Origin of the sequence: Corynebacterium sp. HMSC06C06, from assembly GCF_001807295.1 — a bacterium.
Lineage (GTDB): Bacteria > Actinomycetota > Actinomycetes > Mycobacteriales > Mycobacteriaceae > Corynebacterium > Corynebacterium striatum.
On record NZ_KV788489.1, the window covers coordinates 148,641 to 162,322 of the forward strand.

General features: G+C 58.1%; 12 protein-coding genes. 8 read left to right on the top strand and 4 right to left on the bottom strand.

The features are described from left to right. Window positions 1-2 precede the first annotated feature (2 nt). Window positions 3-881, bottom strand: coding sequence for a hypothetical protein (locus HMPREF3153_RS05795; RefSeq protein ID WP_070420291.1), 879 nt, complete (start codon window positions 879-881; stop codon window positions 3-5). A 109-nt stretch (window positions 882-990) separates the two neighbouring features. On the opposite strand from HMPREF3153_RS05795, the gene HMPREF3153_RS05800 reads away from it, so the two are divergent. Genes HMPREF3153_RS05800 through HMPREF3153_RS05810 form a run of 3 tightly spaced genes read left to right on the top strand, consistent with a single transcriptional unit; the run spans window position 991 to window position 4,094 of the window. After that, window positions 991-1,611, top strand: a complete 621-nt coding sequence (locus HMPREF3153_RS05800; protein WP_070420292.1) for an FxsA family protein — start codon at window positions 991-993, stop codon at window positions 1,609-1,611. Then, the gene (gene lnt, locus HMPREF3153_RS05805; RefSeq protein ID WP_070420293.1) at window positions 1,611-3,197 is read left to right on the top strand and encodes an apolipoprotein N-acyltransferase; all 1,587 of its coding nucleotides are present in this window, start codon (window positions 1,611-1,613) and stop codon (window positions 3,195-3,197) included. Before HMPREF3153_RS05800 ends, lnt begins: the two co-directional genes overlap by 1 nt. A gap of 3 nt (window positions 3,198-3,200) precedes the next feature. Next, window positions 3,201-4,094, top strand: a complete 894-nt coding sequence (locus tag HMPREF3153_RS05810; protein ID WP_070420294.1) for a polyprenol monophosphomannose synthase — start codon at window positions 3,201-3,203, stop codon at window positions 4,092-4,094. 146 nt (window positions 4,095-4,240) lie between these two features. Here HMPREF3153_RS05810 and HMPREF3153_RS05815 read toward each other — a convergent pair whose 3' ends face one another. Further along, window positions 4,241-4,615 carry an RNA polymerase-binding protein RbpA gene (locus tag HMPREF3153_RS05815; protein WP_046645993.1) on the bottom strand — a complete coding sequence of 125 codons (375 nt, stop codon included), beginning with the start codon at window positions 4,613-4,615 and terminating at the stop codon, window positions 4,241-4,243. Between the two features lie 130 nt (window positions 4,616-4,745). On the opposite strand from HMPREF3153_RS05815, the gene HMPREF3153_RS12420 reads away from it, so the two are divergent. The 3 genes from HMPREF3153_RS12420 to HMPREF3153_RS12720 are packed head-to-tail and all read left to right on the top strand — an operon-like array spanning window position 4,746 to window position 5,988. After that, on the top strand, window positions 4,746-5,084 hold the full coding sequence (locus HMPREF3153_RS12420) for a hypothetical protein (protein WP_083280961.1): 339 nt from the start codon (window positions 4,746-4,748) through the stop codon (window positions 5,082-5,084). A 6-nt stretch (window positions 5,085-5,090) separates the two neighbouring features. Next, window positions 5,091-5,789, top strand: a complete 699-nt coding sequence (locus tag HMPREF3153_RS05820) for a YceI family protein (protein WP_070420295.1) — start codon at window positions 5,091-5,093, stop codon at window positions 5,787-5,789. A gap of 34 nt (window positions 5,790-5,823) precedes the next feature. Continuing rightward, window positions 5,824-5,988 carry a hypothetical protein gene (locus tag HMPREF3153_RS12720; protein WP_005531483.1) on the top strand — a complete coding sequence of 55 codons (165 nt, stop codon included), beginning with the start codon at window positions 5,824-5,826 and terminating at the stop codon, window positions 5,986-5,988. A gap of 453 nt (window positions 5,989-6,441) precedes the next feature. Here HMPREF3153_RS12720 and HMPREF3153_RS05825 read toward each other — a convergent pair whose 3' ends face one another. Further along, on the bottom strand, window positions 6,442-7,470 hold the full coding sequence (locus HMPREF3153_RS05825) for a bile acid:sodium symporter family protein (RefSeq protein WP_210385554.1): 1,029 nt from the start codon (window positions 7,468-7,470) through the stop codon (window positions 6,442-6,444). Window positions 7,471-7,836: 366 nt separating this feature from the next. Between HMPREF3153_RS05825 and HMPREF3153_RS05830 the strand changes: the two genes are divergently transcribed. Continuing rightward, complete coding sequence (locus tag HMPREF3153_RS05830) at window positions 7,837-10,758, top strand: FAD-binding and (Fe-S)-binding domain-containing protein (protein WP_070420297.1); 2,922 nt, start codon at window positions 7,837-7,839, stop codon at window positions 10,756-10,758. Window positions 10,759-10,824: 66 nt separating this feature from the next. Here HMPREF3153_RS05830 and HMPREF3153_RS05835 read toward each other — a convergent pair whose 3' ends face one another. Further along, complete coding sequence (locus tag HMPREF3153_RS05835; protein ID WP_070420298.1) at window positions 10,825-12,138, bottom strand: class I SAM-dependent methyltransferase; 1,314 nt, start codon at window positions 12,136-12,138, stop codon at window positions 10,825-10,827. Between the two features lie 191 nt (window positions 12,139-12,329). Here HMPREF3153_RS05835 and HMPREF3153_RS05840 point away from each other — a divergent pair, with 191 nt between their 5' ends. Then, window positions 12,330-13,670 carry an NAD(P)/FAD-dependent oxidoreductase gene (locus tag HMPREF3153_RS05840; protein ID WP_005531479.1) on the top strand — a complete coding sequence of 447 codons (1,341 nt, stop codon included), beginning with the start codon at window positions 12,330-12,332 and terminating at the stop codon, window positions 13,668-13,670. Window positions 13,671-13,682 lie beyond the last annotated feature (12 nt).

Here is a 13,682-nt window from a genome sequence, read left to right on the forward strand (position 1 = left end):
TGTTACAGCAAAGGCGAATTCACGTCGAAGATAAACCCGCGTGGTGCCAGCACTCGCAGGACCACTTCGGCGTCGCCCTCCGCGATGTCATGGAACACGAGCCCCTGCCACGGGGTGACCGTGATATCGACGTCGAGGCGTCCGATCAGGTCCGCGAACTTCGCTGGGATTACTCCCTTGTGCAGTCCTGCTCCTAGGTCAACGCGCCCTTCAGGGGTATGCTCAGCCAGCCAGCCGATGGGCTGGGCCGGCTTGTCCGATGTCTCCGTTGCAGGCAGCCTCAGCTCTTCCGTTCGGCCTGTATCCGCAGACGCTTCCTCCGGCGCCTTCGCCGCCGCTTCTTCAATCGCATTAACCAAGGCGGGCACGAGGTCCTCAATGGCCAGCACGGCGTCGGAAAGCACGCCCTGCGTAATCAGCTGAGCACTGTCAGTGCCGCGTAAGAGCGCGCCATAGTCGACGCCCTCCGCAACAATGTCGCCACTTCCGTCATCGACGCCTAGGAGAAGCTCGGAAGCTGCCTCCAGCCCCTCACAAACCGCCGCAATATCGCGGGCCAGTTCACGCGCGACTGCCGAGAGAGGGGAAGCCAAGACAGGTTGGCTTAGCGTGCTCAATGCAGGAGCGCTAACGCGAGCAACAAGCTGCGTTACGTCGTGAACACCGCGCAGCTCCAATGCTGCATTCTGGGCGAGGTAGACATTGCCATCGCCGAAATCCTGAGCCAGTCCTGCGATTTCAATCCAGTCTTCCGCCGTCGTCGCACCGGCTACCGGTTGGAAACGCGCGACGGTTCCATGGACGGCGTCGTCAAGCAGCAGCGGCGAACCTACGTGAGGCGTTTCAGTGATAACGTGGGGCGCTTCAGGGGTATCAGTCATGGCTGCGAGTCTAACCGTTGCGTTCACCGCCCCTAGATTCCGGTTGTAGAAAACACGTCAGCGGGTGTTGGCCACGGCATGTATGCCGCGGATGGGTAGGGTAGAGGCCATGCCATTCGTTCTGTTTATCGCCTATACCTTGCTTGAGACACTCGCCTTTTGGGCCGTGGCCAAGTGGATTGGAATCCTGTGGGCACTCGTGGCCTTGTTCGTGACGATGTTCTTCGGCATGTCCATCGCAGGTATTGAAATCCGCCGCATCATGAGCCGCCAGATTGTGCGCGGGCAAGACGGGATCTACTACATGGACGGAAACCAAGCTGGCAAGACCGCCGGCAACGTGGGCCTGACGCTGGCAGGCGGCCTGTTGCTATCGATGCCGGGGTTTGTCTCAACGCTCATCGGCGCGCTACTCATCTTTGCGCCGACACGCTCTCTGGCGCGCACGATTCTCGCGGCTTCTATGGTGCGCAAGATTGAGCACATGGGCACCCGCATCTTTGAAGCTTCGCCCATGGCTCAGCACCATGATTCCTATGGAAGCTTCGGAAACGCTGCGGACTACGGTTCAACAACGGGGTACCCAGGCGGTGCCCAGGGTAGCCGCCAAGAGCCGGAGGTCCTCGACGAGGAAGAGATCCGTCAGTGGACCGAGAACCTCGATCCCGATGACTTCACTAGGGGCTCGTCCGACGACTCCGGAAACGATGCGGGAGACTCCAAGAAGTAATGAAACAGTTTCTGTGCCGCCTAGCGCTTGCCGGCGTTTCAGGCGGCGTTACTTTTTGCGCTGTTGAGCCACTGGGTTGGTGGCCCATGGGGATCCTCGGTACCGCGTTGCTCTTTGCCTCCTTGGTGCCGTGGAGAGGCTCAAACGTGAGCCTGAAAGCTGGAGCCGCAATCGCCAGCCTTCACGCGTTTTTTCTCTATCTGCTCACCTTGCCGTGGATCGGGGAGTTGGTGGGTAATTTCCCCTACATTGCTTTGGCATTCTGGCTCTCCCTCTATGCCATCTTGCTAGGTATCGGCGGGGCTGCACTTGCCCGCATGAGGTCGGGTTTCCTCTTGTTCCCGTTCTTTTACGTAGCGGTCGAGATGTTGCGCTCGAGCGTTCCATTCGGCGGCTTTTCCTGGGTCCGCCTTGCGTGGGGACAGATTGAAGGGCCGTTGGCTAATCTGGCGCCGTGGGGCGGGCCAGCGCTCATCACTTTCGCCACCGTCATGTGCGCGTGCGGATTGGTGGGTTTGGTACAAGCCCGCGGAAAATTCCGTGCGGCTGCGCCGGCGGCAGTGGTGCTTCCCTTGGTGGCAGGGCTCGCGGCGGGGCTCGGTATCAACCGCCCGGACCATACTGTGGGCGAAGTCAAGGTAGCCGCGATTCAGGGCAACGTCCCGCGGATGGGCCTGGATTTTGCCGCCCAGCGCAGAGCCGTATTGGAAAACCACGTCCGAGTCACACAGGAAGCCGCCAATGCGGCCCAGGAAAACAAGGAAGACCCCATCGATCTGGTGATCTGGCCGGAGAATTCCTCCGACGTCAATCCTTTTAAGGATGCGCAGGCACGCATGCTTATCGACGCCGCCGTCGACACCATCGACGCGCCCGTTCTGGTGGGCACGCTAACGAAGGACGCGGTGGGCTACCGCAACACCATGCAGGTCTTCGAGCCAGGTGGGGAAGTAGGAGAGCACCACTACAAGAAGTATTTGCAGCCCTTCGGCGAGACGATGCCTATGCGGGATTTCTTCCGCAAGTTCACGGACATGGTCGACCTAGCCAGCGATTTCAAGCCGGGCGACGGCCCCGGTGTGGTCACGATGAACGACGTTCTCGTCGGTGTGGCCACATGCTACGAGGTCGCTTTCGACCAGGCATTCCGCAGTTCGGTGAACAACGGTGCTCAGATTCTTTCGACGCCAACGAACAACGCCACATTCGGTTACTCCGACATGACCTATCAGCAACTAGCCATGAGCCGCCTGCGCGCCTTGGAGACTGACCGCGCCGTGGTTATCGCCGCAACATCGGGAGTCTCGGCCATTGTCCATCCGGATGGCCGGGTGAGCCAACACAGCGAAATCTTTGAACCGAAGTATCTCATTGAGACGCTGCCGCTGCGCGAGGGAGTGACCTTTGCCGTGAGGTATGGTTCGCTCCTGCAATGGCTCATGGTTATCATTGGAACAGTCAGCGCACTACTTGCTCTCCGTTCTGCACGCAGGACAGGCAATCTTGAAAAGCCAGGAGCCCGTGGCAAGCAACGTGCGCCTAAACAAAACTCTGCTACACCGGCAGCAAACAACGAGGAGCTTTAAAACGTGAGCACTACCCACGCTTCCACCTTGGTTATCATCCCGACCTACAACGAGATTGAGAACCTTCCGCTGATCACCGGCCGTGTCCGCAAGGCAACCCCAGAGGTCAGCATTCTGATCGTGGACGATAACTCGCCTGACGGCACTGGTGAGGCTGCAGACAAGCTGGCCGCTGAGGATGACAAGCTGCACGTCCTCCACCGTGAGGGCAAGGGCGGCCTCCTAGGTGCTTACATTGCTGGCTTCAAGTGGGGCTTGGAGCGCGACTACCAGGTCCTCTGTGAGATGGACGCTGACGGTTCCCACGCACCTGAGCAGCTGCACTTGCTCCTCGCTGAGATCGACAAGGGCGCGGACCTCGTCATCGGTTCCCGCTACATACCGGGCGGCGAGACCATCAACTGGCCTGCTTCCCGCGAGTACCTGTCCCGCTTGGGCAACTTGTACATCTCTGTGGCGCTGGGCGCCGGCCTGTCCGACATGACCGCAGGCTACCGCGCATTTACGCGTGAGCTGCTGGAGTCCATTGACTTCGACGACCTGTCGAAGGCTGGCTACATCTTCCAGGTTGACTTGGCTTTCCGTGCTGTCAAGGATGGCTGGGACGTACGCGAGGTACCAATCACCTTCACCGAGCGCGAGTACGGTGAGTCGAAACTGGACGGCTCCTTCGTCAAGGACTCCCTCTTCGAGGTCACCAAGTGGGGCATTGCACACCGTTCCGAGCAAGCCCAGGACTTGGCTGGCGAGGTCAGCAACATCGCGTCCTACACTTACCGCCACAGCTCGCTTCCGGGACTAGCCGGCAAGCTCAAAGAAGGCTTTGCCTGGACCGGCGACTTCGCTGACGAGGTACAGTCCCTGCTGAAGCACCAGTTCGGCAGCAAGTCCAAGTAGGCAACACAAGCCGAGTAGGCCCCGAGCGGCTCACCATGAGCCGCCTACTAAGACGAAAGGGGCGCGCTACATTCCCAGCAGTGGGGAAGTAGCGCGCCCCTTTTGTGCGCTATCTGCTGCATGTGCGGCGCTGCAGAAACCGAGTTCTAGCCCTGATTCTCCTGCTGCTCCTTAAGCAGACGAGCAGCGGATCGGCGGCGGGAGCGCAGCTGATCGATGCGCTCGGTAAGCAGTTCGTCGAGTTCCTCGATGGAACGGCGCTCACGCAGCATGTCCCAGTGGGTACGTGGCGGCTTGGCTGGCTTGGACTCTACGCCTTCGCCCTCCATAAGGGTGCCCAGCTTACCGTTCTTACACATCCACTCCTCAGGAATTTCCGCATCATCTGCGAAAGGAACTTCGTAGATGTCACCGTCTTCGGTGCGGTACTTGACCATCTGGCGTGGTGCTAGGTCGTGGTCACGGTCCGTCTCGTAGCTGACGGCGCCCATACGGCTACCACGGAGTACGCGATCTGCCATACAACATCATCCTTTTCATAAAGAGTGCTCGGAAGGGTTGATATAAATCACCCAAGAAACTAACAGTATAACGAAGTACAGCGTGCGTTTGTTCCCACTCCGGGTTAAATGGACTAAGGTGTAACAGGTGATCCGTCAAGCTAGCCGCGACCGTGCTGTCGCATCGTGTCAATGGTGCGGCAAGGAGATCCCACAAGGAGGGCGCGGACGCCCTCGCAAATTCTGTAGCGCATCATGCAAGCAACGCGCATATGAGCAGCGTAATAACGTTTCGGGTATATCAATTCCGAAGAACGCTGTGATCATGACTCCGGAGCGTGCTGATGAATTGCGGGATGGATTATTTGAACTACGCTGCTCAGCCGAGGACGTCGCGATGGCAGCGAAGGAAGGTGCAGACGGGGATGAGCTCCAGGAACTGTGTACTGAACTCGTCGCCTTGGCACGTCGGCTCGAGGAATTGAGATAAGGAAAAATGCAGAAGCTTCTAGGTAACCGCAAGCTGGTCATTTCCATTTTCGTGGTGCTAATTCTCGTCGCCACGGTGGTTGCACTTGGCCCGTTGTTCTATTCGATTTACATGGGCCGTGGTGTCCAGACAAAGCCTGTTGATGCAGCGCACACCAAGCCAGCTAGCACCGATGTCGATGGCACCTGGAACGTTGTTGCTGGTACGCCACATAATTTCACCTCGGTTGGTTTCACCATCAACGAGGTTCTGCCTGCTGAGAAGACCACGACCTCCGGCTCCACCAAGGACGTGACCGGCCAGGCTGTCATTAAAGACGGCAAGGTCGAAGAAGGCACGATCACCGTGGACATGACCACCTTGACCACGGATAAAAAGGTTCGTGACCAAAACATGAAGGACAAGCTGTTTATCACGCGCCAATTCCCTGAAGCCACGTTCACTCTGACTGAGCCTGCTGATATTTCTGCAGTGCCAGACGACGGCTCGGTGGCCAAGGTTAAGCTGACCGGCGACCTAACGATCAAGGGCAAGACCAAGAAGGTCACCCAGGAATTCGACGTTGTTCGCGACGGTGAGACCATCGTTATGGGCGGCAACATTCCGGTCAACCGTCTAGATTACGGAATTGAGACTCCAGAGATGATCGCGGCCAAGATTGAAAAAGAAGGCGAAGTAAACATTCGCGTCACGCTTCAGAAGTAACTAGCAATACGGAAGTAACTAGCAATACGCAGGCATGAACTCTCAACATCTAATCCCAGTCATCTGGTTCCGACTCGTGGTGCTCATTAGCTTCGCAGTATTTGTCGGCTTCCAGAAAATGTGGCTACTCCTTGGCATCGCAGTATTGCTCGGCATTCTTACGGGCTGGCAACTTATCACTGCATACAACCGCCGTTAGAGCACACCCGCAATTCCCACTCACACCACCGTTTAACGTCACAGTGACATTAAACGGTGGTGTACTCAGTTAGGGAGAAGCAACCCCAAAAGCCGAAAAACCCAAATTCAGCCACCGCGTCCGAGCCAGACCAAAACCGGACCCAAACCGGGGGCAAGCAGTCGGACCAACAAGCCAGACCAACAACCGGGTCAATATAAATCCAACGAGTTGAGCCGCGCGAGTAGCCCAGGACAAAGCCAAGCCGCTCGGCGACGTCTGCACCCAGCCGGGGAAATGCGCGTCACAAGAACTAATTGATACGTGAGTGCCGAAAAATCGATATAGATGCACGGGGACGTATAGACGTAACGCCACTATTCAATAATTGTCCGATAATGTACATTATGTCATTTAGGATTTGTGTCGTTATCCCCCGGGCCCCTTATATAAGGTGCCCACCTGACCTCACAACTAGCTCACGTGCGCCGGCTCATTCAGTAGTTCCTCTGAGGTCTCCTCAGCGGGCAAAGGCTTACGGCGAACGAGTGCTGCGAATACTGCGCCCGTGATGTTCGCCCACACGGCTGCCACAACGCCTGGCAATGCAGCCTCAGGCGTAAAGAACTGCAGCGCCAGCGCGGAGGCCAAACCGGAGTTCTGAGTGGCAACTTCGATAGCCGTCGTACGCGCTGCTGCTTCGCGCTGACGAGTTACCTTTGCCGTGTAGTAACCAAAGAGGAATCCGATGACATTCTGAATGGCCACACCGAAGAATACAACAAGACCAACCGTCAGCAGCTTATCCTGCGACTTTGACACAACCGCAGTAACCACTGCACCAATACCGACGATAGCCACCCACGGCAGCACCGGGATGACATAATCAACCGCCTTGCTTGCCACAACGCGCAGCAACAGGCCAAGTGCAACCGGGATTAAGACCGTCTGAACCAGCGACCACATCATGCCCATTCCATCAACCTCAGCGCTCTGCCCCGCCAGCCACAGCATCAACAGTGGCGTCATAATTGGGGAAACCAAGGTAGAAACGGACGTCATGGCGACAGACAGCGCCACGTCACCCTTTGCCAAGTACGCCATGACATTGGATGCCGTACCACCAGGAACCGAACCAAGCAGGATTAGGCCGACGGTAACGGCGTCGTTAAGCCCCAGCAGCTTAGCAACAAGCACCGCACTGGTCGGCATAACCACAAACTGGCATACAACGCCAATAAGGATGGGCAATGGACGCTTGGCAACGAGCGCAAGATCCGGGATCGTCAGGGTAAGGCCCATCGAGAACATAATGACCATAAGCAGCTGGCTCGTATAAGAGCTAACCGGGACAAAGGTCGACGGACTCATGAAGGCGGCAATTGCACACAGCACAATCACGATGGGAAATGCGTAAACCGCTACCTTCTCAGAGCTGCTTTGCGCTTCCTGCGCCGCCGACGGATCGGCTACTTCATACTGGTGAGAAGTCATACTCGACATGTGACTCGCCCTTACTACTTGGAAGTTACCCACCTCTTCCCCACTCGCATGCCCGGCTTGCCATCAGGCACCTTCATTGTGAGCGGAATCTGTGGGGGTAAAGGTTAGGGACCTTACCCCAGGCAAAGATACCCCTGAGGCCAACTTCCCTTTCCCGATCCCCACCGACATGGTGAATATCTTTCTATGAATTGATTGATTTCCAAACCATAGCACAACATCCCGTTAAATGAACTATCAGTTCCGCATGTTGGGATACCGCTAATGAAGGGGCTTAAAATTGCCGCCCCCAACCGTGGTTAAACGAAGGTGACGTTAGGCCACACTTACTATCGGTCAACAGATATCTGGGACTAAGTTGAATGTATGCAAAAGCTTCTGAGTCCCGATTCAACAAAGATCTCTCGCCCACAGGGATCAACGAGCCAGGCAGATGCTGTACCGGCGAAGTACACCAACGGCTCCCCCATGTCACTCATCAAAGACATGGAGGCCATCGTCGGTCCGGAAAACGTGCACGGACGCCTATCAGACCTTGTCCGATTCTCTTCCGACGCCGGCCCCTACCGATCTATTCCTCAAATCGTAGTGTCAGCGCGTAGTGCCAGCGACTTGTCTAGGCTCATGACCTACTGCCGCGAGAACGGCCGCCACATGACGTTCCGCGCCGCGGGCACCTCGCTCAACGGCCAAGCAATGTCAGATGACATCTTGGTTGATGTAAAGACCAACTTCACCGGCATGGAGGTCAGGGATGGCGGCAGCAAGCTGTGGTCCCGCCCAGGCGTTGTGCTTGGCGACGCCCAGGCAGTCCTCGGCCGGCACGGATTCATGCTCGGCCCGGACCCAGGATCAACCTCTGTATGCACCATCGGCGGCGTCCTCGCCGACAACTCCGGCGGCATGCGCTGTTCGCTGGAGCGCGATAGCTACCACTGCGTCGATGAGCTCGTCTTCGTCTTGCCCTCCGGAACCATTGTCGATACCGCTCGCGGCGACGATGCCTTCCGTGCACAGGAGCCTGAACTTCACACCAACCTCCTCGCCTTCCGCGACCGCCTGCGAGCGAACACCGAGATGGTGGAGTTCTTGCGCAAGAAGTTCTCCATCCGCAATACCAACGGCCTACGCATTGACGCTTTCCTCGACGAGGACGAGCCGGTCAAGATCCTAAAGCGCCTCCTCGTCGGCTCCGAAGGCATTTTCGGCGCCATCGTCGAGTCCGTCATCAAGACGGTAAAACTTCCCAAGGTCAAGGCCACGACCTGGGTCGAGTTACCGAACCTGCGCGATGCAGCCAACTTCGTGCACCCAATCATGGAGGCAGGCGCTGAAGCCTGCGAACTCCTCGTCGCACCGGTGATGCGCCGTTCGGCAGAACACTACGCCCACGCGCCAAAGTCCTGGATCGACCTTGATGACGATGCAGCAGCACTGCTCGTCGAGGTAGGCGGCACCGACCTCGCCGATCTCGAATCCGCGATGGAGCGCCTCAAGGAGGTCCTCAAGGACGCACCGCTTTTACGCCCACTCGAATTCGAGACCACACCAGAGGGCATGCGCGGCGCATGGGAGCTCCGCAACGGTTTGTACGGCCTGCTCGGAGCCGACCGCCCGAACGGCACCACCTACATCACCGAGGACGTCTGCTTCCCGCCCGCAGAGGTAGGCAACGCAGCCGCCGATTTGCTGGATCTGCAGCACAAGTATGGCTACCCCGAGTCGGTGATGGGACACGCCGCCTTCGGCAACCTGCACTTCTTCCTTACCCCGCGCTTCGATCTAGACGAAGAACGCGAATCTTATGCCAGCTTCCTGGACGAGCTGGCTGAGTTGGTCATCGACAAGTACCAAGGTTCGATGAAGGCCGAGCACGGTACCGGCGTAAACATGGCTCCATTCCTCGAGCACGAGTGGGGCTCCGAAGCCTTCGAGCTCTTCTGGGAAGTCAAGAACATGATTGACCCGCAAGGCATCCTCGCGCCAAATGTGAAGCTCACCCGCGACAAGTCCGTGCACCTGAAGAATTTCAAGTCCTTCCCCAAGGTCGAGGACATGATTAATCCTTGCGTGGAGTGCGGCTTCTGCGAACCCGTTTGCCCGTCCCGCCACGCCACGGTCACCCCTCGTCAGCGCATCGTCTTGCGCCGCGAGATGGCCCGCCAACCAGAAGGCTCTGCGGTCCTGCGCCAGCTGCAAGAAGAATATCAGTACGATGCCGTCGACATGTGTGCGGCGGACGGCACCTGTTCCATTCCGTGTCCCATCAGCATCGACACCGGCGCAGTGATGAAGCAGCTGCGCAAGCAGGAAGCTGGCCCCAAGGCCGAGAAGGTAGCCCTGTCGACCGCGCAGCGTTGGGCGCTCGTCGAGAAGCTCGCGCGTGCTGGCGTCATTTCCGCCAATAAGATTCCGCACAAGCCACTTGAGCTCGGCGCCAACATGGCCCGCAACGTCATCTCCCCTGACTTGCTGCCCGCCGTGCCAGGTCCACTCCCTAAGGGTGCGTCCCGTCTACCGGAGACACCGCGTGAAGGCGCACAGGCCTTGTACTTCCCGGCTTGCATCAACCGCATCTTTGGCCGCCCTGCTGGCGCCGCCCCGGATTCGGTGGATCTGCCGCGCGCCGTCGTCGAACTTGGCCGCCGTTCCGGACAACCGGTGTGGATTCCGGATGATGTAGCAGGCGACTGCTGCGGTACTCCTTGGTCTTCTAAGGGCTACACCGAGGGCTTCGAATACCAGGCCACCAAGATCGTCCGCGACCTGTGGCACTGGTCTGAGCACGGCAAGCTCCCCATCATCGTGGATGCCGCCAGCTGTACCCACGGCTTGCTCGACAGTGTCCCAGAGGTGCTCTCCGAAGCGGACAAGGAATTATGGTCCCAGCTGCGCATCATGGACGTCGTCGAGTGGCTACGCGATGAGGTTGCCCCTCACCTACCGATCGTCCAGAACTTGGGCACCATCGCCGTTCACCCAACCTGCTCCACTGCGCACATGGGCATCAGCGATGACTTGGTGCAGCTGGCCAACCTCTGTGGCCACGCCAAGGTTCCAGAAGGCGCTATGTGCTGTGGCTCCGCCGGTGACCGCATCATGCTCCACCCAGAGCTGGTGGAATCGGCTACCCGTGAGGAGCGCGCTTCCCTCGAGGCTGAGCACTTCGATGCTTATGTCTCCGATAACCGCACCTGTGAGATGGGCCTGGAGATGATCTCCGGCAAGAGCTACGACTCCATCGCTGTCTTGCTCGAGCGCGCCTCGCGCCCTGTGGTTACTCCTTAACCGCTTATCCTCTTAGCCAGTTAGCCCCTTAACCCTGCCTGGGGCTACTGCGTGGCCGATTGCAGCCTAACGGCGGCCGCCGCGATTGCGATGGGTCGCCGTTACTTGTACGGCGTCGATCATGCCCAGCTCGAAGAGCGCTTCACGCAACGCGAACTGGAAGGTCCACAGCCTGCGGAATACCGGATCGAATCCCGCTGCTGCTGCTTCGCGCAGGTGCCCGTCAAAGTAGCTACGCTGCTCACGCAGCGACTCCGCGTAATGGCTACCCACGTGAGTCTGTGCCACGATGCGAAGATTGGACTGCTTGTCAAAGAGCTTGTGTGTTTCCTCGATGGTCGGGTAATCCAAACCCGGCCAGATATAAGCCCGCAGCACCTGCAGTGCTGCCCGCCCAGCAGGCGTCATCGCATCCGTCGCAAAAGTAGAGGCCAATGCAACTCGCCCGCCTGGCACCAAGGAACGGTCCAGGACGCTCACAAAGCGCTTGCGCTCAGCCGGAGTGAGCAGCTCTAGTTTCTCCACGCTCACAATCGCGTCATAACGCCCACGCCACTGCTTGGGGTGAGGAATCACGGCGTCGCTAAGCTGCACGTGTACCGAATCCGCAGCGCCTTCGAGCAACAAGATCTCGTTGAACTCGTTAAGCTGCTCAGAATCGGCCGTCAACACATCCACCGTTGCGCGTCGACTCACAGCCTCCACCGCCACATTCAACCCCGTCGCGGGATAAACCAAAAGATGCGTACCCGCACCGGAATGCGTGGCGTCGAGGAGCCACTGTGCGCTGCGCCGCTGGCCGTCCCGCAGATCACTACGATCCACGCTCGTTGGCTCACTGACTTTAGTTACGTCAACAAGGTGTTCTTTAGGCTCTTTCCTGCCCGCCTGTTGGATAAAGCTAGGAACCGCCTCGCGGACCGTCGTGGGAACCCCACTGGCAAAAATGCCACCGCTGTGTGTATACCCGTCACCTGCATATAACCGGACCAGCTCCACAGGAAGCTCCCCCGGAGCAGAAAGTTCCGGTGCAAGGTCCTTAGCCTTGGGCCGATACCCAGTCTGCAGCAGGCAGCGTAAAACCTTCACCAGCTTCTCCGAGTTTTCCGTAGTCCACTCGCCTGCTAGATAAGACTCCGCAAAACCAAGCCATCCCGTAGCCGCAATGCGAGTAAACAGCGCATCGTGTAGGACCTCCATGTCTGGACCGTCTTCTGAATCCGTTTCCGGATCAAGGTCGATCTCCGCCAGGTCGCATGTCTTGGCAAATTCCGCCTCTGCGCGTCGGGCTTTAAACTGCCCAAAGCTCACTGATGGAACATTCGCCACGCTTGGCCATTGCGCAGCGTCAATTGTGTCTAGGTGTGGAAAATTGGCCATTTTCTTGGGGTCTCCTTGACCAGCTGCACTAAAGGTTTTGTACTCACTTTAATCTGAAAAAGCCACCTAAATGCCTCGCCATGCCGAGGAAGAGCCAGTTAAAGGTACATAAAGTATGCATGTACGGTATTTAGGGTTTAGACTGATTCGGTACAAAAACTTTCGCTTTCTTAGGAAGGTATCACCCCACCATGGCTGAAACCCCTTACCGCCCAGCCGGCGGCCGCCACCACGTAGTCGTTATCGGCGCAGGCTTTGGCGGTCTCAACGCAGTACAGCAGCTAAAGAATGCTGACGTCGAGATCACCCTGATTGACAAGAAGAATCACCACCTGTTCCAGCCGATGCTGTACCAGGTAGCAACCGGCATGATCTCCGCCGGTGAGATTGCTCCTTCTACCCGTCAGCTGCTGCGCGGCCAGGATAATGCCCACTTCGTCAACGGCGAAGTAACCGATATCAACATCGAGGATCAGACCGTTACCGCTGAGCTCGACGGTTTTAGCCGTACTTTCGCATACGACTCCCTCGTCGTAGCTGCTGGTGCCGGCCAGTCTTACTTCGGCAACGACCACTTCGCTGAGTTCGCGCCGGGCATGAAGACCCTGGATGACGCACTTGAGCTGCGCTCCCGCATCGTGTCTGCCTTCGAAAAGGCTGAGTTTGTTGACGATCCTGTCGAGCGCGAGCGCCTCCTTACCTTCATCATCGTTGGTGCTGGCCCAACCGGTGTGGAGCTGACCGGCCAGATCGCCGAGCTTGCAAACCGCACGCTGCGCGACCAGTACTCCAACTACGGCACCACCAGCGCCAAGATTTACCTCTTGGATGGTGCGCCACAGGTACTGCCGCCGTTCGGCAAGCGCCTTGGCCGCAAGGCTCAGCGCTCCCTCGAGCGTCTCGGCGTCGACGTACGTCTGAACGCTATGGTTACCGACGTCACCGAGGACGCTGTCACCTACAAGAACATGAAGAACGAGGACGTTGTCACTCTCGAGGGCGCAACCAAGATTTGGTCCGCTGGTGTGTCCGCTTCCCCGCTGGGCAAGATGGTTGCTGACCAGGCTGGCGTCGAAGCAGACCGTGCCGGCCGCGTCTCCGTCAACGACGACCTGACCGTGGGCCAGCACGACAACGTCTACATGGTCGGCGACATGATCTCCCTGAACCGCCTGCCAGGCGTGGCCCAGGTTGCTATCCAGGGTGGCGCACACGTTGCCAAGCTCATCAAGGCAAAGGTCGACGAGGAGTCCACCGCCAACGAGCACGAGGCATTCGAGTACTTCGACAAGGGCTCCATGGCCGTCATCTCCCGCTTCAACGCTGTTGTGAAGATGGGCAAGACCGAGTTCGACGGTTTCCCGGCATGGGTTTCCTGGATGGGCTTGCACATCATGTACGTCCTTGGCTTCCGCAACCGCACCACTGTTGCTGTCAACTGGATCCAAAACATGATTTCTCGCGACCGCGGCAACCTGGAGATCACCGATCAGCAGCGCATCGCTCGCAACTTCATCAACAAGAATAAGTAAATGAAGTCACGC